Below are 22,272 nucleotides of genomic sequence, written 5' to 3' on the forward strand. Positions count from 1 at the left end.
AGTTTTCCACAGGTCTGTGGAGAAACCGGCTCCGGAGCTGTGTGCAGAGAGAGCTCCGTGCAGCTACCCACCGCGATCGGCCCACCACAGCTGCGCTTCGACGTCCACCCGACACGCCGCAAGTTGCCCCCAATTTGGGCCCATAGCCTGTGGATGACGGCTTGAACGTGCCCGACGGGACTTGTTAGCGTCAGCCCTTCACACCAGAGGTCCCACTCTCCCCCACCGGTAACCAACTTGTCCCTCCCGTCGTTCACAACTGTGGACAACCGTGTGGACAATGAGGACGACCGGTTGAGGAGACCAGCGATTGCGACGTGCGGCCACCGGTCGCGCGAGCAGTGGCCGGAGATCGGGACGAGGTCGCACCGGCCGGGCTGACTGCCCGGCCGACCGGCCACCGCAGCGATGGATTCGGGGAGCAACGCGTGGTCGAGGACCAGTCCGCCAGTGCCGGCGGCAGGGCAGAAGTGAAGGATCTGGACGAGGCCTGGACCCGGGTGCTCGCCGGCCTGCCCCCGAACCAGCGGGCCTGGCTGACCAACTCGCGGCCGGTCACCCTGCACGAGAGCACGGCGATCGTCGCGGTGCCGGACGACTTCACCCGCGGTCAGCTCGAGACCCGGCTCCGGCCGGACCTGGAGCGGATCCTCAGCGAGAGCTTCGGCCGGGACATCCGGATCGCGGTGACCGTCGATCCCTCGCTGGACCCCGAGCTCCGTGAGCCGGCCCCGCAGCAGCCGGTGCAGGAACCGGTCCGGCAGTCCATGCCGCTGCACCAGCCGCCGCAGTACCAGCAACACCAGTCCGGTCAGTTGCAGCCGAGCCAGCAGCAGCAACCGGCGTACGGGCAGCCGAGTCCGCAGCGGCACGACCAGTACCAGCAGCCGGCGCCTACCCCGCAGCAACCGGAGCAGCGCAGCCAGCACGCGCAGCCGAGTCAGCCTTTGCAGACGGAAGGCTCCTACCAGCCGACGATCCAGTCCGCGCTGTCCGCGCCGGACGCGATCGGCCAGCACAACCACCCGCTGCACCAGCAGGTCCAGCAGCCGCTCGGCTCGGTCGCGCCGCCGCCGAACGGGTCAGCGCCCAGCCAGACGGCCACCGAGGCGCACGGCGAGGCACGGCTCAACCCGAAGTACACCTTCGAGACGTTCGTCATCGGCAGCTCGAACCGGTTCGCCCACGCCGCCGCGGTCGCGGTCGCCGAGGCCCCGGGCAAGGCGTACAACCCGCAGCTGATCTACGGCGACTCCGGGCTCGGCAAGACCCACCTGCTGCACGCGATCGGTCACTACGTCCGCAGCCTCTACACCGGGGCCCGGGTCCGGTACGTGTCCAGCGAAGAGTTCACCAACGACTTCATCAACGCGATCCGCGACGACAAGGCGTCCCAGTTCCAGCGCCGGTACCGCGACGTCGACGTGCTGCTGATCGACGACATCCAGTTCCTGGAAGGCAAGATCCAGACCCAGGAGGAGTTCTTCCACACCTTCAACACCCTGCACAACGCGAACAAGCAGATCGTGATCAGCTCCGACCGGGCGCCGAAACGCCTGGAGGCGCTGGAGGACCGGCTGCGCAACCGGTTCGAGTGGGGCCTGATCACCGACATCCAGCCGCCCGACCTGGAGACCCGGATCGCGATCCTGCGCAAGAAGGCGGCCACCGAGCGGCTGACCGCGCCGCCGGAGGTGCTCGAGTTCATCGCCAGCAAGGTGCAGACCAACATCCGTGAGCTCGAGGGCGCGCTGATCCGGGTCACCGCGTTCGCCAGCCTGAACCGGCAGCCGGTCGACCTGAGCCTGGCCGAGATCGTGCTCAAGGACCTGATCCCCGAGGGCAGCAAGCCTGAGGTGACGGCGAGCATGATCATGGGCCAGACCGCGTCGTACTTCGGGCTGTCGATCGACGACCTCTGCGGATCGAGCCGAAGCCGGGTGCTGGTGACCGCCCGGCAGATCGCGATGTACCTGTGCCGCGAACTGACCGATCTGTCGCTGCCGAAGATCGGCCAGCAGTTCGGCGGCCGCGACCACACCACCGTGATGCACGCCGAGCGCAAGATCCGGCAACTGATGTCGGAACGGCGCAGCGTCTTCAACCAGGTCACCGAACTGACCAACCGGATCAAGCACCAGGCCAAGCAGCAGTGAGCCCCGGACCGGGTCCTGGCACCGCGCGCGACGCGGGCCACGACCCGGTCTCGGGTACCACACAGGTTGGGGATACCGCTGTGGATAACTGTGGGTATCCCGGTGGACGAAGGGCACTTCGCTGTGGAGGGCCTGTGGGGACAGTTCTCGTCATCACCAGGCGTCCCCAGGCAAGCCCGATTTCGTCCACACCCCACACACAGGGTGATTTGGGGTCTGACCTGCGGTTTCGCGGCTTTTCCACACTATCCACCGGTGCGAAGAACCCTATGGAATCCCTAGAGAGTTCCAAGTCCACAAATGGTTCGAGCGGCCCAACCTGGGGAAAACTCCACTTTCGGGCCCGCTCGGCGGGCCGTTCCGCCAGCTCCCGACCCCGCTCTTGTGGGCGCTCTTCTGGGCACTGTCCACGGAACCTGTCAGGCTGTCCGTGGAAGGTGGCGAACCGCCGCGTCAAGGCCGGTGGGGGCACATCACATCCGTCCGTGGCAGGATCTGCCTGGCACACAGCCGAATCAGGAGGCACCCAGCGGTGAAGTTTCGCGTCGAGCGCGACGTACTGGCCGAGTCGGTGGCCTGGGCCGCGCGCAGCTTGCCCAGTCGTCCCAGCGTCCCGATCCTCGCCGGACTTCTCGTCGAGGCCGAGGAAGGGCAGATCACCCTGTCCGGCTTCGACTACGAGACCTCCGTGCGCGTCACCGTTCCGGCCCAGGTGGCCGACACCGGCAAGTGCCTGATCTCCGGCCGGCTCGTGGCCGACATCTCCAAGAGCCTGCCCAACCAGCCCGTGGACATCGCTGTGGACGGCGCGAAGGCCCAGGTCACCTGCGGCAGTTCGCGCTTCACGCTCCAGACGCTTCCCACCGAGGAATATCCGGCGCTGCCCGACCTGCCGGCGGCCAGCGGGACCGTGCGCAGCGACGTCTTCGCCCAGGCGGTGTCCCAGGTGGTCACCGCCGCCGGCCGTGAGGACACCCTCCCGGTGCTGACCGGCGTCCGGGTCGAGATCGAAGGCTCGACCATCTCCCTGCTCGCCACCGACCGGTACCGGCTGGCGATCCGCGAACTGGAGTGGAACCCGCAGTCCCCCGACGCCTCGGCGGCCGCGCTGATTCCGGCCCGGGTGCTGTCCGAGACCGCCAAGGCGATGACCGGCACCGACATCATCGTGTCGCTGGCGGCTCCGGGCAGCGGTGACGGCATCGTCGGTTTCGAGGGCGAGGTCTCCGGCGGCAACCGCCGGGCGACCACCCGGCTGCTGGACGGGGAGTTCCCGAAGGTCCGCGGCATCATCCCGACCGACTCCGCGATCGCCACGCGGGTCCGGCTCGACACCGCGACCCTGGTCGAGGCGGTCAAACGGGTCGCGCTGGTCGCCGAGCGCAACGCTCCGGTCCGGCTCACGTTCTCCGAGGACTCGGTCACGCTCGACGCCGGCAGCGGCGACGAGGCGCAGGCGTCGGAGTCGATTGAGGCGCGGGTGGTCGGGGAACCGGTCACCGTCGGCTTCAATCCGACGTACCTGCTCGACGGACTCAATGCGATCGGAACACCGGTGGCGCACCTGGCGTTCACCCAGGCGACGAAGCCGGCCGAGCTGACCGGGGTCACCGACTTCGACGGTGACCCGATCGCCGAGTTCCGGTACGTGCTGATGCCGGTGCGCCTGAACAGCTGAGGATCAGCAGACCCACGGGAAAGCCAACAGAACAAGGGGATTCACGATGGAGCTCGGCCTTGTCGGTCTCGGCAAGATGGGCGGCAACATGCGCCAGCGGATTCGCAACGGCGGCCACACGGTGATCGGACTGGACCACAACCAGGACATCTCCGACGCCACCGACACCGCTGACATGGTCGGCAAGTTGACCGCCGAGGGGCAGCCGCGGGTGGTCTGGGTGATGGTGCCGGTGCAGGCCATCGACCCGGTCGTCAACGAGCTGGCCGAGCTGCTGTCGCCCGGCGACATCGTGATCGACGGCGGCAACTCCCGCTGGACCGACGACACCCGCCGGTCCGCGCTGCTGGCCGAGAAGGGCATCAAGTTCGTCGACTGCGGCGTCTCCGGTGGCGTCTGGGGCCTGGAGAACGGCTACGCCCTGATGGTCGGCGGCGAGGCGGAGACGATCGCCACGCTGATGCCGATCTTCACCGCCCTCAAGCCCGAGGGCGACTTCGGCTTCGTGCACGCCGGCAAGGTCGGAGCCGGGCACTTCACCAAGATGGTGCACAACGGCATCGAGTACGCGATCATGCAGGCGTACGCCGAGGGCTTCGAGCTGCTGGAGGCGGCCGACATCGTCGACAGCGTGCCGGAGGCGTTCGAGTCCTGGCGCGAGGGCACCGTGATCCGGTCCTGGCTGCTCGACCTGATGGTGAACGCGCTCAAGGACGACACCCACCTGGACAAGATCCGCGGCTACGCCGAGGACTCCGGCGAGGGCCGCTGGACCGTCGAGGCCGCGATCGACCACGCCGTACCGGTGCCGGCGATCGCCGCGTCGCTGTTCGCCCGGTTCGCCTCCCGGCAGGAGGACTCGCCGGCGATGAAGGCGATCGCCGCGATGCGCAACCAGTTCGGCGGGCACGCGGTGAAGGGTGCCGAGGACCCGTCGTACGCGACGCCGCCCCAGCACTGAGGTGTACGTCACCGCCCTGGGACTGCTCGACTTCCGGTCGTACCAGCAGGCGGAGGTCGAGCTCACCCCGGGCGTGACGGCCTTCGTCGGCCCCAACGGCCACGGCAAGACCAACCTGGTCGAGGCGATCCACTACACCGCGACCCTCGGGTCGCACCGGGTGGCGACCGACGCTCCGCTGGTCCGGGCCGGTGCACCGCGTGCGATTGTGCGCACCGAGGTCCGCGGCCAGTACGAGCGGGACGTCGTGATCGAGCTGGAAATCAATCCTGGCAAGGCAAACCGGGCCCGGATCAACCGGTCGCCGGTCCCCCGGCCCCGGGAAGTGCTCGGTCTGTTGCGCACGGTGCTGTTCGCGCCCGAGGATCTCGCCCTGGTGAAGGGCGATCCGTCCGAACGGCGCCGGTTCCTGGACGAGCTGCTCACGTTGCGGACACCGCGGATGGCCGGCGTCCGGCAGGACTACGACCGGGTGCTCAAGCAGCGCAACTCGTTGCTGCGCAGCGCCTCGATGGCCCGCCGGCAGAACCGTGGCGCCGCCGCGGAGGGACAGCTCCGGACCCTGGAGATCTGGGACGCGAACCTGGCGCGTACCGGGGCGGAGCTGCTCGCCACCCGGCTCGAGCTGCTGGAAGCCCTGCGTCCGCTGGTCGCCGGCGGCTACGACGCAGTTGCCCGAGGCAAGGGTGACGCCCGGCTGGAGTACAAGTCCTCGGTCCGGCTCGAGCCTGGCGTGACCTCGCGCGAGCAGCTGGCCGAGGTGCTGCTGGCCACGGTGCACGAGAAGCGGGCGGACGAGCTCGACCGCGGCGTCTCCCTGGTCGGGCCGCACCGCGACGACGTCCTGCTCGGGCTCGGGGACTTGCCGGCGAAGGGGTACGCGAGTCACGGTGAGTCGTGGTCGTTCGCGCTCGCGCTGCGGCTGGCGTCGTACGAGTTGCTGCGGGCGGACGGAGGTGAGCCGGTGCTGATCCTGGACGACGTGTTCGCCGAGCTGGACACCCAGCGCCGCGACCGGCTGGCCGAGCTGGTCGCGCCCGCGGAGCAGGTCCTGGTCACCGCGGCGGTCGGCGCCGACGTGCCCGAGGAGCTGTCCGGTGTCCGGTTCGCCGTCGGGGACGGGTCGGTCCAGCGTGCCTGAACCCCGGAATTCCTCTGAGAGCGGCAACGAGAGCGAGCCGCTCCCGGTGCTGCCGGCGGAGGAACCGGAGCACGACAAGCACGGGCTCGACCTGGCGAAGTCCCTGGCCGGCCGGCTGAAGGGCGCGGCGGCGGCGAACGGACCGACCCGGCCGGTCCTGCGCCGCCGGCGGCGCCGCGGGATCGACGGCACCCAGGTCAGCGGGGCCCGGCCGGACGACCGCGACCCGCAGCGGCTCACCGCGACGCTCGGCCGGCTGATGCGCGACCAGGGCTGGGAGGTCGACGTCGCCGTGCACGGGGTGATGGCCCGCTGGCCGTCGATCGTCGGCCCGGAGATGGCCGAGCACTGCAAGCCGGAGAGCTACGAGGACACCCAGCTGACGGTGCGCACCGACTCGACCGCCTGGGCGACCCAGCTGAAGATGCTCGCGCCAGACCTGATCCGCCGGCTCAACGCCGAGCTCGGCGACGGCACCGTCACGCACGTCAACGTGCAGGGTCCGCACGCGCCCAGCTGGCGCAAAGGCCCCCGCACCGTCCGCGGCGGCCGCGGCCCCCGCGACACGTACGGCTGAGTCGCCCGAACCGGCGTACGGCGTCGCACGCAAGGCGCCTGGACCGAGGTGTCGCGCTGCCGACGAAGCCCGCCGGACACGCGTGAGACGCCGCCGACGGGAGCCCGCGAACCGGCGTACGGCGGGTGGCGCGGGAGGTCCGGGCGCTCTCGTGGCGGCTCTCGGAGGAATTCCGGGATTTCGCGGCCGGGACGGCGACTGCTGGGCCGGCATCAGCTTGCGGATCCGACCCGGCTCTCGCCTAGGATCGGCGCGATGCTCACGCTCGTCGACGGATTCCGCGAGATGGTCCACCTGATCGGAGACACCTTCCGGTTGTGGTGGCGGAACCTGCTGCCACTGGCCACCTGGTTCCTGGCCGGGTACGTCGGCTTCCGCGCCTCGATCAACGGGGCGATCTGGCTCAGCCAGCACCAGCACAAGAGCCTGGCGTTCGGTCTGTTCTCGGCCGGGTTGCTGATCCAGATCGCCGCCTCGGTCGGCATGATCCGGACCTGCGCCACCTCGCTGTACCGCTGGCGCGCCGCGGCCGAGGACCAGTCCGAGGAGACCTCGGACCCGACCCAGCAGAACCTGATGGAACTGCTGTCGGTCACGCTGCTGCCGCTGGTCGCGGTCTGGTCCGCATGGGGGTTTCTCGAGCAGGCGATCAGCGAACTGTCGGTCAGCACGCTGGTCCAGCTCGGTACCGGACCCGGTACGCAGTTCTTCGAGATCGGCGGGGACGCCTGGCGTGGCTACCTGCCGGCCATCGTGATCCTGCTGGTCCTCCGCCGGGTGGTCGAGGCGATCGACGACCGGTGGCCGAGCCGGCCGGCGAAGTTCGTCCAGGTTTGGGCCGAGGCGTTTTTCCTGCTGCTGACCGTCCTGGTCGTGCCGCGGGCGATCGACCAGTTGAAGGGCTGGCTCGAGGTCCGCAACTTCTGGGTCGTCACCGTCGACTGGTGGGGTGACGTCAAGGACTTCTTCGAGGGCATCAACGTCCCGGTCCCGGCCGGGCTCGAGTTCCTCTGGGGCTTCTTCTGGGAGACCCTGTGGCCGCTGTTCAAGGAGGGCGTCGGTGAGCCACTGACGTGGCTCGCGATCACCACCGTCGTCTTCGGCCACCGCGTCCTGTCCGGCAGCAGCGTGCTCCGGGGCACCCGGCTGGAGCGCCGGCTCGGCGGCGAGGTGGTCGTGCAGCCGCCGCAGAACCGGATCGTGGCGCTCACCAACAAGGCGCCCAACCTGGTGCTCGGCGGGCTGCGGGAGAAGTTCTACCCGACCCTGAACGCGTTCCGGCTGCTGGTTCGGGTCGGGCCGGTCTTTCTCGGCGTCGTCTGCCTGGTCTACACGTTCTGGACGCTCGGCGACAACTGGTCGCAGTACTCGGTGATGCACTTGATCGGGGTGCACGGCGAGCGGTGGGGCCTGATGAACTACGAGATCGCGGACCTGGTCGCGAGCATCATCTTCGAGACGCTGCGGATCGCGTTGCTGGCCGCGGCGTTCGACCTCTGCATCTCGGTCGGCGCCCAGCGCCGGGCCGAGGCGGCCGCGTCGACCGGCATCCCCGAGGGCGAGCCGGTCCGGAGCTGACCGCCCCCGACGGCGGCCTGCACCACGCCGGTGCACCCGGCGCCTGGCCGGCTAGAAGGTGATCAGGACCCGGCGGAAGTCCTGACGGGTCTCCACCTGGATGCCGTTCAGGTGCTCGACGGCCGAGGCCGGGACAACGAACACCTTGGCGACCTCGTTGGCCTGGTTGCGCTTGAGCGGCTTGTCGTCGTTCGAGCAGTACGTCGTGAGCGGCAGCCGGAACACCTCGACGCTTTTCCACACGTTGCCACGGTCGTCGCGCAGCGAGGCCTCGCAAGTGAAGCCGCCGCCGCCCATCCGCAGGCCGTCGAGCGGTGTCAGCTTGACCTTCACCAGGACCACCACGGCACCGGCCGTGAGGCCATCGACCGGGATTTCCTTGCGCTGCTCGTCGGCCAGCCGGGCATAGGGCTGCATCGACTCCACCTGCCAGGTGACCTTGTCGATCGTCACCGGCCCACGCTCGACCACCTCGGTGACAGCGCCGTCGTTCCAGACCTGCTCTTCGTCGCCGAGATAGGTGCGCAGCAGCAGGAAGGCGCTCAGCGCGAGCAGCGTCAGCAGCAGCGCCACCTGCGCGGTCAGCCTGAACACACGGTCGGACACCTTCATGACGCCACCCGGATCGAGTCCTTCTGCACGTTGTACTGGTCGGCCGCGTTGTCGACCGACCGCTCGGCGATCTGCTCGCTCGGCACGCCGAGATCGACGGCCAGCTCCTGGGCGAGGGAGTTGAAGAGCTGGGTGGGTTTGGCCCGGAAGGTCAACCCGGCCAGGTCCGAGGGGTTCACCTCGTAGACGAACGTTCCGGTCCGCGCGAAACCGGGCTCGGGGAAGTCGATCGCGCTGGCGATGATCTGCGAGACCGGTGCGTAGACCGACCCGCCGTCGGCGGTCAGCGTCGTCTCGGTCCGGGCGGGCTTGCCCGGGCCCCGGACCGCGTCGTACTCGACCGCGACGAACACACCCTCGGTCGTGACGGCCTTGTCGTCGGTGCCGGTCACGAAGCTGCGAGCGAACTTGACCCGGGTGATCGTGAACGTCGAGTCGCCGTACTTCAGGTCGGTGCCGACGGTGCCCTCGGTGACCACCCGGGTGGAGTCGTCGAAGACCTGGTCCGGGTCGGCCAGCCTGACCACTCCGCCGAGCAGGACGAAGAGCACGCCGACAATCACGGTGGCGGGCCGGTAGAGCCTCAACTGTCCTCCTTCTCGGTCTCGATCGTCGCCGGGATCCGGACCACGGTGACCGCCGTCTCGTCGTGCCAGTACGGCTTGCCGGACGCGCCGGTCACCTCGTCCGGGGCGGTGTACTGCTCGCCGAGCACGCCGATCTCGACCTTCTCCGCGGCGAAGTCGACCGGTACGTCGAACTTCGCCGTGCAGGGCTGGGCCGGCAGACCGTAGACGGTGACGTAGCCCAGCTCGCCCTGGCAGCTCGCGCCGTTCGACTCGATCGGTTCCTGGCCGCCGCCGGGCACCAGCCGGAGCAGGTCGCCGGGCACGAAGTAGCTGGTCTTGGTCTCCTCGTCGATGTTCTTCAGGTCAAAGGAGATCTGCAGCCAGGTCTCGGCCTTGCCGTACTCGGTCTTCGGGCGGCGGATGATCTTGGCACTGGTGAAACCGAACTCGAACCGGCCGGCCTCGACGGTCACCGGGGCCTCGACGGTCGGGATCGAGCGTCCCTGGTGCTCCTTCCAGCCGCCGGTGACCGTGATGACCAGCGCGAGCACCACGACGACCGCCAGCGCGATCAGCCACTTGCGCCGGTGCCGATGGATCACCCGATCGGCGATCATGGCGTCGATGACGTCGTCGAGACTCTCCACGGCCCCGATCCTAAGCGCCACCGGGTGCGGCCGGCCCGGCCGGCGACGTCTCGGAATCCAGACGGTCAGGGGTGGTCCGGTCAGAAGCCACTGAGTGCCCGTGAGCGCTTTCCGAGCCCCCTCCCGCGAGAGGGGACATGGCGACGAGGGAGAAAAGACGCCCTGACCCGAGTTTCGGCCGCCGCATGGCAGGTTCTGCTTCGCTCGACGGGTAGACTGAGAGGGTTGAGAGCGCCGCACCTCCGGTTTCGGCTCAGGATCCTCCTGGCCGACGCCCCGAGGGGCGGCGTCCACTGTGCATCGATGCCCCGTTCGCGGGGTCCGAGGAGGACAACAGCCGGTGACCGACGAGCCGACCGAGACCGACGCCATCCCGTCCGCCGACGACACCGGCACCGAAGTACCGCTCAGCGTGATCCCCTCCAGTGTGGTGGAGAAGGAGTACGACGCCAGCGCCATCCAGGTCCTCGAGGGCCTCGACGCGGTCCGCAAGCGACCGGGCATGTACATCGGGTCCACCGGTGAGCGGGGTCTGCACCACCTGGTCTACGAGGTCGTCGACAACGCGGTGGACGAGGCGCTGGCCGGCTACTGCGACAAGATCGTGGTCACCCTGCTGGCCGACGGCGGCGTCCGCGTCGTCGACAACGGCCGCGGCATCCCGGTCGACATCGTCGAGTCCGAGGGCAAGCCGGCCGTCACCGTCGTGCTGACCGTGCTGCACGCCGGCGGCAAGTTCGGCGGCGGCGGGTACAAGGTCTCCGGCGGTCTGCACGGCGTCGGCGTCTCCGTGGTGAACGCGCTGTCCAGCCGGCTCCAGGTCGACGTCCGCAAGAACGGCAAGGCCTACACCCAGTCCTTCACCGTCGGTGTCCCGGACGCGGACCTGGCCGAGGTCGGCACGTCCGACAGCAACGGCACCACGATCACCTTCTGGCCGAGCCCGGACGTCTTCGAGACCACGACGTACTCGTACGAGACGCTGTCCACCCGCTTCCGCGAGTACGCGTTCCTCAACAAGGGCCTCGAGCTGGTGATCCGCGACGAGCGCCCGGACCACACCCCCGAGGGGGTCCCGGTCGAGCAGTCGTTCAAGTACGACGACGGCCTGGTCGACTACGTGAAGTACCTGACCGGCATCCGCGAGACCGTGCACAGCAACGTGATCGCGTTCGAGGCCGCGCAGGCCGACGACTCGCTCAGCCTCGAGGTCGCGATGCAGTGGAGCGGCTCGTTCCAGGAGTCGGTGCACACCTTCGCGAACACGATCAACACCCACGAGGGCGGCACCCACGAAGAGGGCTTCCGGGCCGCGCTCACCTCGCTGGTCAACTCGTTCGGCGAGGACCAGGGCATGATCAAGAAGAAGGAGGACAGGCTCACCGGCGACGACGTCCGGGAGGGCCTGACCGCGATCATCTCGGTCAAGCTGGGCAACCCGCAGTTCGAGGGCCAGACCAAGACCAAGCTCGGCAACACCGAGGTCAAGGGCTTCGTCCAGCGGGTGGTGAACGACCGGCTCGGCGCCTGGTTCGAGCAGAACCCGGCCGAGGGCCGCGAGATCATCCGCAAGGCCACCGCGGCCGCGAGCGCCCGGATCGCCGCCCGCAAGGCACGCGACCTGGCCCGCAACCGCAAGGGCCTGCTGGGCGGTGGCGGGCTGCCGGGCAAGCTGTCCGACTGCCAGTCGACCAACCCGGAGGAGTGCGAGGTCTACATCGTCGAGGGTGACTCGGCCGGTGGCTCCGCGAAGGGCGGGCGCGACCCGAAGTTCCAGGCGATCCTGCCGATCCGGGGCAAGATCCTGAACGTCGAGAAGGCCCGGATCGACAAGGTCCTGCAGAACAACGAGGTGCAGGCGATCATCTCCGCGCTCGGCACCGGCATTCACGAGGACTTCGACGAGGAGAAGCTGCGGTACCACAAGATCGTGATCATGGCCGACGCCGACGTCGACGGCCAGCACATCCGGACCCTGCTGCTCACCCTGCTGTTCCGCTTCATGCGGCCGCTGATCGAGCGCGGTCACGTGTACGCCGCGCAGCCGCCGCTGTACAAGATCCGCTGGAGCAACTCGGCGCACGAGCTCGCCTACACCGAGCGGGAGAAGGACGGCCTGCTGGCGGCCGGCTTCGAGGCGGGCAAGAAGCTGCCCAAGGAGAACGCCACCCAGCGGTACAAGGGTCTGGGCGAGATGAACCCGCAGGAGCTGTGGGAGACCACGATGGACCCGGCCAACCGGGTGCTGCTGCAGATCACCCTGGACGACGCCGCCCGCGCGGACGAGACGTTCGCGACGCTGATGGGCGACGACATCGAGGCGCGCCGGAACTTCATCCAGCGCAACGCCAAGGATGTCCGGTTCCTCGACATCTGACGCCGCCGGACCTCCGGATCACCGCCGGAGGTCCGCGCCCGGCCCGTCGCCGGGCCACCCCCCGCAGCCGCCACGACCGACGTACTGACACGAACGGGACGAGATGACCGAGACCCCCATTTCTCCGGGACACGACCGGATCGAGCCGCTCGATCTGCAGACGGAGATGCAGCAGTCGTACCTGGACTACGCGATGGCCGTCATCGTCGGCCGGGCGCTGCCCGAGGTCCGCGACGGGCTGAAGCCGGTGCACCGGCGGATCCTCTACGCGATGTACGACGGCGGCTACCGCCCGGACCGCGGCTTCTCCAAGTGCTCCCGCATCGTCGGTGACGTGATGGGTCAGTACCACCCGCACGGCGACTCCGCGATCTACGACACCCTGGTCCGGCTGGCCCAGCCGTGGGTGATGCGCGCGCCGATGATCCAGAGCCAGGGCAACTTCGGCTCGCCGGGCAACGACCCGGCCGCGGCGATGCGGTACACCGAGTGCCGGCTCGCCCCGCTGGCGATGGAGATGGTGCGCGACATCGACCAGGAGACGGTCGACTTCCGCCCCAACTACGACGGCCGCTCGCAGGAGCCGGTGATCCTGCCCAGCCGGTTCCCGAACCTGCTGGTGAACGGCTCGGCCGGCATCGCGGTCGGCATGGCGACCCAGATCCCGCCGCACAACCTGCGCGAGGTCGCCGCCGCCGCGAACTGGTGCCTGGAGAACCCCGACGCCAGCCAGGAAGAGGTGCTGGCGGCGTGCATGGAGCACATCAAGGGCCCCGACTTCCCGAACGGCGCCCTGATCGTCGGCTACAAGGGCATCGACGACGCCTACCGCACCGGTCGTGGCTCGGTCACGATGCGCGCGGTGGTGGACATCGAGGAGGACGCCAAGGGCCGGACCAGCCTGGTCGTCAGCGAACTGCCGTACATGGTCAACCCGGACAACCTGGCGCAGAAGATCGCCGAGCTGGTGAACACCGGCAAGATGACCGGGATCGCCGACATCCGCGACGACACCTCGTCGCGGACCGGCCAGCGGCTGGTGATCGTGCTGAAGCGCGACGCGCAGCCGCGGGTGGTGCTGAACAACCTCTACAAGCACACCCAGCTGCAGGACACCTTCGGCTGCAACATGCTCGCGCTGGTCGACGGCGTACCGCGCACGCTCAGCCTGGACCTGTTCATCACGCACTGGATCGACCACCAGATCGAGGTCATCCAGCGCCGGACCCGCTACCGGCTGCGCGAGGCGGAGAAGAACGCGCACGTCTTCCGCGGCTACGTGAAGGCGCTGGACGCGCTCGACGAGGTGATCGCGCTGATCCGGCGCAGCCCGGACGTGGACGAGGCACGCCAGGGCCTGATCAGCCTGCTGGACATCGACGAGATCCAGGCCCAGGCGATCCTGGACATGCAGCTGCGCCGGCTGGCCGCCCTGGAGCGGCAGAAGATCATCGACCGGCTGAACGAGCTCGAGGCCGTCATCGCCGATCTCGAGGACATCCTGGCCGACCCGGTCCGGCAGCGGCACATCGTGCGCGACGAGCTGGCCGAGATCGTCGACAAGTTCGGCGACGACCGGCGGACCACGATCATCGCCGCCGACGGCGACCTGTCCGTGCAGGACCTGGTGCCGGACGAGGACGTCGTCGTGACGATCACCCGCGGCGGCTACGCGAAGCGGACCAAGACCGACCTGTACCGCGTGCAGAACCGCGGCGGCAAGGGGGTCCGCGGCGCGACCATGCGGGCCGAGGACGAGATCGGCCACTTCTTCGCCACCACCAACCACCACTGGATGCTGTTCTTCACCACCAAGGGCCGGGTCTACCGGGCCAAGGTGTGGCAGCTGCCGGAGTCGGCGCGCGACGCCAAGGGCTCGCACGTGGCCGGCCTGCTCTCGTTCCAGCCGGACGAGGAGATCGCCCAGGTGCTGACCCTGCGCGACTACGACCAGGCGGACTACCTGGTGCTGGCGACCAAGAAGGGCCTGGTCAAGAAGACGCCGCTGCGCGACTACGACTCGGCGCGGCAGAGCGGCATCATCGCGGTCAACTTCCGCGAGGCCGACGACGAGCTGATCGGGGCCGACCTGGCCAGCGCCGAGGACGACCTGCTGCTGGTCTCCAAGAAGGGCCAGTCGATCCGCTTCACCGCGAACGACGAGCAGCTGCGGCCGATGGGCCGTGCGACCTCCGGCGTCACCGGGATGAAGTTCCGGGCCGGCGACGAGCTGCTCTCGATGTCGGTGATCCGGGCCGGGTCCGAGGAGGACACGCAGTTCGTCTTCACCGTCACCGACGCCGGCTACGCCAAGCGCAGCCGGGTCTCGGAGTACCGGCAGCAGGGCCGCGGCGGTCTGGGCATCAAGGCGGTCAAGCTGAACGACGAGCGGGGTTCGCTGGTCGGCGCGCTGATCGTGGTGGACTCCGACCAGGTGCTGGCGATCAAGACCAGCGGCCAGGTCGTGCGCAGCCGGGTGGACAGCGTGCCGGTCAAGGGCCGCGACACGATGGGGGTCCGATTCGCCGGTGTCGGCGCGTCCGACGCGGTGGTCGCGATCGCCCGCAACACCGATCTGACCGTGGCCGACGAGCTGGACGCGGCGGCCGGGACCGACGCGCTGGTCGTCGACGGGGTGGTGCAGGACGAGGCCGGCTCGCTCGACGGTGTGGTGGTCGACAGCGGTGAGGTCGACGGTGCCCAGGATGTGGACGGATCGACAACCGAACCGGCCCCTGAGAGCGTCCAGAATGATGACCAGCATTCGACTGACGTCGAGGGCCCGGCTACCGTCGAAGACGACGACGCCGGCCAGAAGGGCATCTGATGACCAACCGCGCGAGGCCGAACTGGCCTGATGGGACGGGCAGCGCCAAGTCCCCGCGGCCGCCGCAGGGCGGCAACGGGAAGGCACCTGCCACCCCACCGGCCACACCGGCCTCCAACGGTCGTGCCAACGGCTCCCCACCGCGACCCGGTACGCCGGGCGGCCAGCAGCCGGCCGATCGGCGCCCGTCCCAGCAGCGCCCGGCCGCGGCCGGACAGGCCGCCGCGCCGGCTTCGGTGAAGGGCAAGCCGGCCCGGCCGCCGCAGCAGCCGCCGGTCCGTCCCGCGACCCAGACTCCGGTGGCGCCGAGTACGCCCGGCCGGCCGGAGCCCCGACCGGCGGCTCCCAGCGCGCCTGGTGCTGTCGGGGCGGTCGGTGCGAGCGCCGCCACCCCGGAGTACGGGCAGACCGCCAAGGTGAGCACGCCGGCGGGCAAGCAGGGCGAGAGCTTCGGCGACAAGATGAACGCGGCCAAGCAGGCGGTGCTGGAGAAGGCCGCCGCGGTCAAGGATGCGGCCGCCGACAAGGCCCGGCCGGTGGACACCCCCGAGCCGGCCCCGCGCGCCCGCGGCCAGGTCCGCAAGGCGCGGCTGCGGTTGTCCCGGATCGATCCGTGGTCGGTGATGAAGACGGCGTTCCTGCTGTCGATCGCGTTCGGCATCGTCACCTGGGTCGCGGTGTTCATCGTGTGGTCGGCGATCGGTGCGGCCGGCGTGTTCGAGAACATCAACAACACGGTGTCCGAGGTGCTCGGCACCCCGACGGCCGAGCCGTTCCGGATCGAGAACTACATCAACACCGGCAAGGTGATGGGGTTCACCACCCTGCTGGCCTGCGCGGACGTGCTGATCATCACCGCACTGGCGACGCTCGGCTCGTTCCTCTACAACGTCGCCGCCACGCTGCTCGGCGGCCTCGAAGTGACGCTGGCGTCGGAGGACTGAACGCCGCCGGCACCGTGACGACCAGCTCCGGCCGGGCCCGTTGAAGGCCCGGCCGGAACCGGTTTGGGAGACAGGGCCCGGATGCGGTAATCTCTCCCGGGTTCGACCCCGTAAGTGCGGGCCTATAGCTCAGACGGTTAGAGCGCTGCCCTGATAAGGCAGAGGTCACTGGTTCAAGTCCAGTTAGGCCCACCCCACACCCCTGATCGACGTCGATCCAAGGAGTCCCGGTGCTGAAGAAGTTCCTGCTGGTACTGCTGGCGAGCGTCGGTGGATACTTCGTCTACAAGAAGACCCAGCAGTCCCGCGCCGAGCAGGACCTCTGGGCCGAGGCCGTCGACCCGGTCACCCCGGGCCGCTGACCACCTCCCCCACGGGGGCGTAGCTCAACTGGCAGAGCACTGCCTTTGCAAGGCAGGGGTTAGGGGTTCGAGTCCCCTCGTCTCCACCACAACGTTTCCCCAGGTCAGAGCCATGGCGGCTGACTTCCACGCCAGCAACCCGGCCAGCAATCTCGAGTCGCGTGCCCTCCGCGTGCCCCATCCGCTCCCGCAGGCCGGCCCCGTCGTCGGCCGCGAACTGGTTGCCGGTGTGTCGCAGGTCGTGGGGATGGGGCAGGTGTGGAGATCGAGCTGACCGGACACATCGCGATCTGGCTATCCTCTCCGAGGTGACGCCCATCGAGTGGCCGGTACGCACCGAACGTCTGTCTCTACGCGGCTACACGCGAGACGATCTAGCCGCCTTGTGGGCCTACGAACAGCTCCCCCAGGTCCAGCACTGGCTCGGCTGGGCACCGCGCACGCGCGACGAACTCCGCGACGCGATGGAGGATAAGTCGAGCAACACGACGCACGTCATGGTTCGTCTTGCCTCCACGGTCATTGGTCACGTCATGGTCATGCCGCGCGACAGTTGGGCGCAGACGGACGTCGCGATCCGCGCCGAAGGCTTGGAGGCCGAACTCGGATGGATGTTCGACCCGACATACGGAGGACAGGGCTACGCCACCGAAGCCGTCAGAGCCACCATCGAACTGTGCTTCGACCAGCTCAAGCTGCGGCGGGTTCACGCCGGATGCTTCGCCGATAACACCGCGTCGTGGCGTCTCATGGAACGCCTTGGTCTGCGCCGTGAAGAACACAGCCGTTCCACTGCGCTGCACCGCGATGGCACTTGGCACGACGGCTTCACCTACGCATTGCTCCGCGAAGAGTGGCTCACGAGCCCCTGACCCGGTCAGCACATCGCGTGCCCTAACGAGAACGTGCCAGCGGGCTCAACCGGTCACTCATCGGCGCAGCCGGTCGAGCCCACGCTTGACGGCCCACCGCTCAGATCAGCGGGAGCGCCACAACCGCCTTTGCACGGCAGGGGTTAGGGGTTCGAGTCCCCTCGTCTCCACCGCAGCACTCCTGCAGGTCAGCGCCTCGATCTGGGCTTGCGCTCCTACCAGCCCGCAGCACGCGATCATCTGCACTGATCCCGCGCTCCTTCTTCGATCGCCCGCTCCACACCGACCCGCTGTAGCGGGTGTAACCGGTCGACCGGGACTGTGCTCAGCGCTCTCGTCGTCACCACCGCACCGTTCGCCTGACTGCTGCTTGGTCCCCCAGGCCCGGGTCAGGGCTGGATTTCGGGGGCGTAGAACTGTGGGAGTGGTTCGGGGCCGTCGTACAGCTGGCAGGGGCAGGAGAGGAAGACCTGGACGCCGTTGACGGATTGCTTGTTGTCGGCCTGGCAGGGGCCTTTGCCGTCGAGGTGCTGGCCGCGGGGGTGATGGCAGGAGCAGACGGCTGCTCCGGTGAGCGGTTCCGGGCGTCGGCTGCGGCGTCCGGCGAGGTAACCGGTCACCAGGCCGACGAGCAGGATGGCTGCTCCCTCGATCATGTTGCCGCTCCCATCTCCGGAGTACTGGGGCTCTGGGCACTCGCCACCGATTCTCCCCCGGTGTGGTGTCAGGGGCCAGAATCTGCTGCATGACTGCGCCGACCTACGTGAGGTACCAGAGCCCCGTTCCGGATCGCCGGGGGCGCCGGATCGGGAATCTTCGGGCTGGTGAACATGCTCGGCCAGCGGGGGCTGCTGACCGTGGACGAGGAGCGCTTCCGCCGGACGACCAATGCCTGGTACGACGCGACGTACGTGAACCCGGCGAGCGTCGATCCCGGCGTCTACGACCCGGACGTCAATCCGCTGGCGGCATCCTGGTTCGCTGCGACGGCCGAGTTTCTGCTGGAGCCGATCCCCGGCTACCTAGCCATCCTTGCCGCGCACAACGTGCCTTGCGAGCGCTACACCTCGTCAGACCCTGGCCGGATCGTCTACCAGGATCCCCATCAGGTCGTCGTGGTCCCGTACGCATCGGACGTGCCTGGCCGGGCGACGGCGAGCCTGTGGATGCCGCCAGTGCCGGGGAGCTGACTGCACTGTGAGTCGGACATGGACCAGGGATGGCCGAAAGTCGCGCCGGCGGCTAGGTGTGATGTCCAGGGAGCTTGGCTGGGGGTCACCATCCAGCCCCAGCTCCACGCGACGAACCCGGCGATCGCGCGGAGCGGGCGAGCAAGCGCTAATCCGGTCGGCAACCGCGGACGATGGACTCGATGACATCATCGAGTCCTCGGTCCGCGGTCTCCGGCAGCGGTACGCCGCTGACCGCCAGGCCGACGTACCCCTGCAGCGGAGCGAACACCGTCAGCGCGACCTGTTCCAGTGACCCCTCGCGGACCTCGCCCCGCCGCTGACCTTCGCTGACCAGCGCAAGACCCTGCGCGATCCACCGCTGAGCAGCGGCTCCCAGCGCCGGGGACGCCTCTGGGCTGTGCTTGGCCGAGAACATCAGGTCGACCAGCGCCGCGTTGCTGAGGCAGAAGCCGACGAAGGCGCGGGCCATGGCGTTCAGCCGCTCAGCGAACGCCGGCCCGGCCTCCTTGTCCGAAGCCGCGATGTCCGCGACGAGTCGCTCGAAGCCGTCCAGCGCCAGCGCGTCCAGCAGTGCCTGCTTGTTCGCGAAGTGGCGACTGGGCGCGCCCGGACTCACCCCTATGTCGCGGGCCAACTCCCGCAGCGACAGCGCGGTGGAGCCTCTTTCGCGCAGGACGTTCTCGGCTCGTTCGAGCAACGCCGCCCGGAGATCTCCGTGGTGGTACGGGCGCTTCGTCATGTCCATCAGCTTAGTCGCGAGGGCCGCCTTGTGATCATTGACTACATTGTAGTCACCGCATACATTGGCTGCAGGATCACCGACCCAGGAGGACCAGATGCCCCGCATACCCCTCAATTTCACCGTGCCGGACCTCACGGGGCAGCGTGCCGTGGTCACCGGCGCCAGCGACGGCATCGGCCTCGGGATCGCCACCCGGCTGGCCGCGGCTGGGGCCGAGGTGGTGCTCCCGGTACGGAACCGCCGCAAAGGCGAAGCCGCTGTCGCCGCGATCCGGCAGGCGGCCCCGGCCGCCGCGGTGTCGCTGCTCGACCTCGACCTGTCGTCGCTCGACGCGGTCGCAGCCCTCGGTGACACCCTGCGCCAGGCCGGCCGGCCGATCCACCTTCTGGTCAACAACGCCGGCGTGATGACGCCGCCCGACCGCCAGACGACCGACGACGGGTTCGAGCTGCAGTTCGGCACGAACCATCTGGGCCACTTCGCTCTGGTGGCCCAGCTGTTTCCGCTGCTGCGGGCCGGCCGCGCCCGGGTGACCTCGCAGATCAGCATCGCGGCCAACCGGGGCGCCATCAACTGGGCCGACCTGAACTGGGACCGCTCGTACAACGGCATGAAGGCCTACCGGCAGTCGAAGATCACCTTCGGGCTTTTCGCCCTCGAGCTCGACCGCCGCAGCCGGGCCGCAGGCTGGGGCATCACCAGCAACCTCTCCCACCCCGGCGTCGCCCCGACGAACCTGCTCGCCGCCCGCCCCGAAGTGGGGCGCGATCACGAGACCCTGGGCCGCAAACTCATCAGCGCCCTGTCCGCCCGCGGCATCCTGCTCGGGACCGTCGAGTCCGCCGGCTTCCCCGCCCTGTACGCCGCCACCTCCACCGAGGCCGAGGGCGCCCGCCTCTACGGCCCCAGCGGCCCCGGCCACGTCGGCGGCCCGCCCGCCGAACAGAAGCTCTACTCCCCTCTCAGCAACCTCGAGGAAGCCCGACGCGTCTGGCAGCTCTCCGAAGAACTGACGAAGGTGTCGCTCCCAGCCTGAAAGCAGCGGTCATGAGCTCGCGGTAGCCGGCGGGCAGCTGGACACCCGACGCTGCTTCGGCCGCGTGGACGGCGTCGTGGGTGCGCCGGGTGAGGTCCGTGTCGACGACGAAGAAGGCGTGCGAGCTGCGTGGCGTCATCCGGGCAACGTGCCGCACCGGCGGACGGATGGTGCGGCGCGGCCGGCGATGCTTCAGGCGACGAGGCGGTTGCGGGCCGTGGCGCGGCTTCGGTGCGGGCGCCGGGCGAGAAGCACGGAGAGTGGAAGGTTATCCACAGGCTGTGGATCAACTGGTGGATATCCACAATCAGGGCCGCACGTCCAGGCCCAGGGCCTGCGCGATCACCATCGCCTGAGGCAGGTCGATGACGGCCTGCCGGAGCTCGACGGTGAGCGGATCGAGCGACGACAGGTCGGAGCCGCGGAGGTCGCAGCCGGTCAGATCCGCCCGGTGCAGCATGGCTCCGGACAGGTCGACGTCGCGCAGGACCGCCTTCGCGGCGCGCACGCCGGTCAGGTCGGCCTCGCGCAGCTTCACGCCGCGGAACTCGGTGGCCCGCAGGTCCGCGCCGGGCAGACCGGCGAACGACCAGTCGCCAGCCTCGACCTTGAGCAGGTTGTAGGTGCAGTCGTCGAAGAAGCTGCCCATCAGCTTGCACCGGGTGAATGTGGTGTCGAAGAACGAGCAGCGCACGAACGTGCAGTTCACGAACGCGGCGTCGGTGTGCGTGGAGGCGTTGAACCGGACGCCGCGGAAGGTGCACTGCTCGAAGACGCCACCGGTGTTCGCCACCTCGGTCAGGTCGCTGTCGATGAACAGCACCCGGGTGTAGGTCTGCCCGGACGGGTCCGCGTCGTCCCAGTCCCGGACGGTCGAGTCGGTCGCGGGCGCGGGACGCCCGTGCAGGCGGTCGGCCACAGCACTCCTCTCCAGGCCCGCCGGAGCGGGGTTGTCCACAGGCCTCCGGGGCGAGGGCGGCCGGCCGCGCGCTGCGGCATGACTGCATTGTGACGACCTCGACGGACAAAGTTGAGAGGATCGACAACGACAGCGGGCACGATGGGGAAATGACGGAACGGGTGATGGTCTTCGGCGCCGGCGGCTTCCTCGGGAGCCGGATCTGCGCACTGCTGGACGAGCGGGGGATCGAGCACCGCGGCATGAGTCGCAGCACGGGCGACCCGCACCGGCAGTTCGACCTCGCCGAAGGGCACTGCTACGCCCTCGACGCGCTGCTGTCCCTGTACAAGCCGACGGTCATCGTCAACGCGGCCGGCGCGACCCAGGGCGACGCGGTCGAGCTGACCCGCGGCAACGTGGTCGCGGTGGAGGCGTTGCTGGCCGCGATGCACCGGACCGCGAACAACGCGCGGTTCCTCCACATCGGCTCCGCCGCGGAGTACGGCGGGGCGCCGCGCGGCACCAGCCAGGACGAGCAGTTCGAGCCGGGGCCGGGAGCGGCGTACGGGCTGACCAAGCTCGCCGGGTCGGAGCTGGTCCTGCGGGCGCAGCGCAACGGCGCGGACGCGGTGGTGCTGCGGTCGTTCAACATCAGCGGGCCGGGCTCCCCCGCGAGCACGCTGCTCGGCCGGGTCGTGCGGCAGTTGGGCACGACGGACACGCTGGAGACCGGGTCGCTCGAGGCCTGGCGCGACTACGTCGACGTGCGCGACGTCGCCGAGGCGGTGTTCGCGGTGGCGACCACGGAGGAGAAGCCGCCGCCGGTGCTGAACGTGGGCTCCGGGCAGGCGACGCTGGCGCGGGAGGTGGTGCACCGGCTGGTCGAGCTCAGCGGGACCGACACGAAGGTGGTCGAGGGGCAGGTGCACGACGGGCACGCCGGCTCCCCCGCGGACACCGTGCCGTGGCAGCAGGCCGACACCACGTTGATCGAGAAGCAGTTCGGCTGGAGCTGCCAGGTCTCGCTCGACCAGTCGCTGACCGACACCTGGGCGGGCCGCGAGCAGGACTGACCCCTCCACCCATCGTCGGCCGCCCA

General features: G+C 69.3%; 20 protein-coding genes and 2 tRNA genes. 16 read left to right on the plus strand and 6 right to left on the minus strand.

Features of this window, described 5'->3' with window-relative positions; translation table 11 throughout:
• The first annotated feature begins 428 nt into the window (after window positions 1-428).
• The 6 genes from dnaA to KFLA_RS00035 all read left to right on the plus strand — a co-directional run bounded on the left by dnaA (window position 429) and on the right by KFLA_RS00035 (window position 8,091).
• The gene (gene dnaA, locus KFLA_RS00010) at window positions 429-2,156 is read left to right on the plus strand and encodes a chromosomal replication initiator protein DnaA (protein ID WP_049797489.1); all 1,728 of its coding nucleotides are present in this window, start codon (window positions 429-431) and stop codon (window positions 2,154-2,156) included.
• Between the two features lie 532 nt (window positions 2,157-2,688).
• Complete coding sequence (dnaN, locus tag KFLA_RS00015) at window positions 2,689-3,834, plus strand: DNA polymerase III subunit beta (protein ID WP_012917690.1); 1,146 nt, start codon at window positions 2,689-2,691, stop codon at window positions 3,832-3,834.
• Window positions 3,835-3,880: 46 nt separating this feature from the next.
• Window positions 3,881-4,795, plus strand: a complete 915-nt coding sequence (gene gnd / locus KFLA_RS00020) for a phosphogluconate dehydrogenase (NAD(+)-dependent, decarboxylating) (RefSeq protein WP_012917691.1) — start codon at window positions 3,881-3,883, stop codon at window positions 4,793-4,795.
• A gap of 1 nt (window position 4,796) precedes the next feature.
• Complete coding sequence (recF, locus tag KFLA_RS00025) at window positions 4,797-5,936, plus strand: DNA replication/repair protein RecF (RefSeq protein WP_012917692.1); 1,140 nt, start codon at window positions 4,797-4,799, stop codon at window positions 5,934-5,936.
• 46 nt (window positions 5,937-5,982) lie between these two features.
• The gene (locus tag KFLA_RS00030; protein ID WP_049797230.1) at window positions 5,983-6,513 is read left to right on the plus strand and encodes a DciA family protein; all 531 of its coding nucleotides are present in this window, start codon (window positions 5,983-5,985) and stop codon (window positions 6,511-6,513) included.
• A 255-nt stretch (window positions 6,514-6,768) separates the two neighbouring features.
• Window positions 6,769-8,091, plus strand: coding sequence for a hypothetical protein (locus tag KFLA_RS00035; RefSeq protein ID WP_012917694.1), 1,323 nt, complete (start codon window positions 6,769-6,771; stop codon window positions 8,089-8,091).
• Between the two features lie 51 nt (window positions 8,092-8,142).
• Here the strand turns inward: KFLA_RS00035 and KFLA_RS00040 are convergent, their stop codons facing one another.
• The 3 genes from KFLA_RS00040 to KFLA_RS00050 are packed head-to-tail and all read right to left on the minus strand — an operon-like array spanning window position 8,143 to window position 9,919.
• Window positions 8,143-8,703, minus strand: a complete 561-nt coding sequence (locus tag KFLA_RS00040; RefSeq protein WP_012917695.1) for a hypothetical protein — start codon at window positions 8,701-8,703, stop codon at window positions 8,143-8,145.
• Entirely contained in the window at window positions 8,700-9,290 is a 591-nt protein-coding gene (locus KFLA_RS00045; protein ID WP_012917696.1) for a hypothetical protein, read from the minus strand. Before KFLA_RS00045 ends, KFLA_RS00040 begins: the two co-directional genes overlap by 4 nt.
• On the minus strand, window positions 9,287-9,919 hold the full coding sequence (locus KFLA_RS00050; protein ID WP_012917697.1) for a hypothetical protein: 633 nt from the start codon (window positions 9,917-9,919) through the stop codon (window positions 9,287-9,289). Before KFLA_RS00050 ends, KFLA_RS00045 begins: the two co-directional genes overlap by 4 nt.
• A gap of 340 nt (window positions 9,920-10,259) precedes the next feature.
• Here KFLA_RS00050 and gyrB point away from each other — a divergent pair, with 340 nt between their 5' ends.
• The 7 genes from gyrB (at window position 10,260) to KFLA_RS00080 (ending at window position 17,301) form a co-directional block, all read left to right on the plus strand.
• Complete coding sequence (gyrB, locus tag KFLA_RS00055) at window positions 10,260-12,296, plus strand: DNA topoisomerase (ATP-hydrolyzing) subunit B (protein WP_012917698.1); 2,037 nt, start codon at window positions 10,260-10,262, stop codon at window positions 12,294-12,296.
• Between the two features lie 166 nt (window positions 12,297-12,462).
• Window positions 12,463-15,123, plus strand: a complete 2,661-nt coding sequence (gyrA, locus tag KFLA_RS00060; protein WP_420167163.1) for a DNA gyrase subunit A — start codon at window positions 12,463-12,465, stop codon at window positions 15,121-15,123.
• Entirely contained in the window at window positions 15,123-16,067 is a 945-nt protein-coding gene (locus KFLA_RS38560; RefSeq protein WP_012917700.1) for a DUF3566 domain-containing protein, read from the plus strand. The genes gyrA and KFLA_RS38560 overlap by 1 nt, the downstream gene beginning before the upstream one ends.
• Window positions 16,068-16,185: 118 nt before the next feature.
• Window positions 16,186-16,259: transfer RNA gene (locus KFLA_RS00070), tRNA-Ile, on the plus strand.
• 38 nt (window positions 16,260-16,297) lie between these two features.
• The gene (locus KFLA_RS38565; protein WP_012917701.1) at window positions 16,298-16,429 is read left to right on the plus strand and encodes a DLW-39 family protein; all 132 of its coding nucleotides are present in this window, start codon (window positions 16,298-16,300) and stop codon (window positions 16,427-16,429) included.
• A 13-nt stretch (window positions 16,430-16,442) separates the two neighbouring features.
• Window positions 16,443-16,518, plus strand: a tRNA-Ala gene (locus KFLA_RS00075).
• Window positions 16,519-16,737: 219 nt separating this feature from the next.
• Complete coding sequence (locus KFLA_RS00080) at window positions 16,738-17,301, plus strand: GNAT family N-acetyltransferase (protein ID WP_012917703.1); 564 nt, start codon at window positions 16,738-16,740, stop codon at window positions 17,299-17,301.
• 389 nt (window positions 17,302-17,690) lie between these two features.
• Here KFLA_RS00080 and KFLA_RS00085 read toward each other — a convergent pair whose 3' ends face one another.
• Entirely contained in the window at window positions 17,691-17,957 is a 267-nt protein-coding gene (locus tag KFLA_RS00085; RefSeq protein ID WP_012917704.1) for a hypothetical protein, read from the minus strand.
• Between the two features lie 168 nt (window positions 17,958-18,125).
• On the opposite strand from KFLA_RS00085, the gene KFLA_RS00090 reads away from it, so the two are divergent.
• Window positions 18,126-18,491 (plus strand): hypothetical protein, encoded by a 366-nt coding sequence (locus tag KFLA_RS00090; RefSeq protein ID WP_202797061.1) that lies wholly within the window; start codon window positions 18,126-18,128, stop codon window positions 18,489-18,491.
• A 148-nt stretch (window positions 18,492-18,639) separates the two neighbouring features.
• On the opposite strand, the gene KFLA_RS00095 is transcribed toward KFLA_RS00090, so the two are convergent.
• Window positions 18,640-19,233 (minus strand): TetR/AcrR family transcriptional regulator, encoded by a 594-nt coding sequence (locus KFLA_RS00095; RefSeq protein WP_041289637.1) that lies wholly within the window; start codon window positions 19,231-19,233, stop codon window positions 18,640-18,642.
• A 97-nt stretch (window positions 19,234-19,330) separates the two neighbouring features.
• On the opposite strand from KFLA_RS00095, the gene KFLA_RS00100 reads away from it, so the two are divergent.
• Window positions 19,331-20,272 (plus strand): SDR family oxidoreductase, encoded by a 942-nt coding sequence (locus tag KFLA_RS00100; RefSeq protein WP_012917706.1) that lies wholly within the window; start codon window positions 19,331-19,333, stop codon window positions 20,270-20,272.
• A gap of 307 nt (window positions 20,273-20,579) precedes the next feature.
• Here KFLA_RS00100 and KFLA_RS00105 read toward each other — a convergent pair whose 3' ends face one another.
• Window positions 20,580-21,191 carry a pentapeptide repeat-containing protein gene (locus tag KFLA_RS00105; protein ID WP_012917707.1) on the minus strand — a complete coding sequence of 204 codons (612 nt, stop codon included), beginning with the start codon at window positions 21,189-21,191 and terminating at the stop codon, window positions 20,580-20,582.
• Between the two features lie 149 nt (window positions 21,192-21,340).
• On the opposite strand from KFLA_RS00105, the gene KFLA_RS00110 reads away from it, so the two are divergent.
• Window positions 21,341-22,246, plus strand: a complete 906-nt coding sequence (locus KFLA_RS00110) for an NAD-dependent epimerase/dehydratase family protein (RefSeq protein WP_237706674.1) — start codon at window positions 21,341-21,343, stop codon at window positions 22,244-22,246.
• Window positions 22,247-22,272 lie beyond the last annotated feature (26 nt).

The sequence above is a fragment of the Kribbella flavida DSM 17836 genome (assembly GCF_000024345.1).
GTDB classification, from domain to species: Bacteria; Actinomycetota; Actinomycetes; order Propionibacteriales; family Kribbellaceae; genus Kribbella; species Kribbella flavida.

Bases quoted from the DNA above. Each gene is read 5' to 3' on its own strand.
- KFLA_RS00085 (WP_012917704.1), bottom strand. From the start codon at position 17,957: ATGATCGAGGGAGCAGCCATCCTGCTCGTCGGCCTGGTGACCGGTTAC.
- gnd (WP_012917691.1), top strand. From the start codon at position 3,881: ATGGAGCTCGGCCTTGTCGGTCTCGGCAAGATGGGCGGCAACATGCGC.
- KFLA_RS38560 (WP_012917700.1), top strand. From the start codon at position 15,123: ATGACCAACCGCGCGAGGCCGAACTGGCCTGATGGGACGGGCAGCGCC.
- KFLA_RS00100 (WP_012917706.1), top strand. From the start codon at position 19,331: ATGCCCCGCATACCCCTCAATTTCACCGTGCCGGACCTCACGGGGCAG.
- KFLA_RS00110 (WP_237706674.1), top strand. From the start codon at position 21,341: ATGACGGAACGGGTGATGGTCTTCGGCGCCGGCGGCTTCCTCGGGAGC.
- gyrA (WP_420167163.1), top strand. From the start codon at position 12,463: ATGCAGCAGTCGTACCTGGACTACGCGATGGCCGTCATCGTCGGCCGG.
- KFLA_RS00035 (WP_012917694.1), top strand. From the start codon at position 6,769: ATGCTCACGCTCGTCGACGGATTCCGCGAGATGGTCCACCTGATCGGA.
- KFLA_RS00040 (WP_012917695.1), bottom strand. From the start codon at position 8,703: ATGAAGGTGTCCGACCGTGTGTTCAGGCTGACCGCGCAGGTGGCGCTG.
- KFLA_RS00095 (WP_041289637.1), bottom strand. From the start codon at position 19,233: ATGACGAAGCGCCCGTACCACCACGGAGATCTCCGGGCGGCGTTGCTC.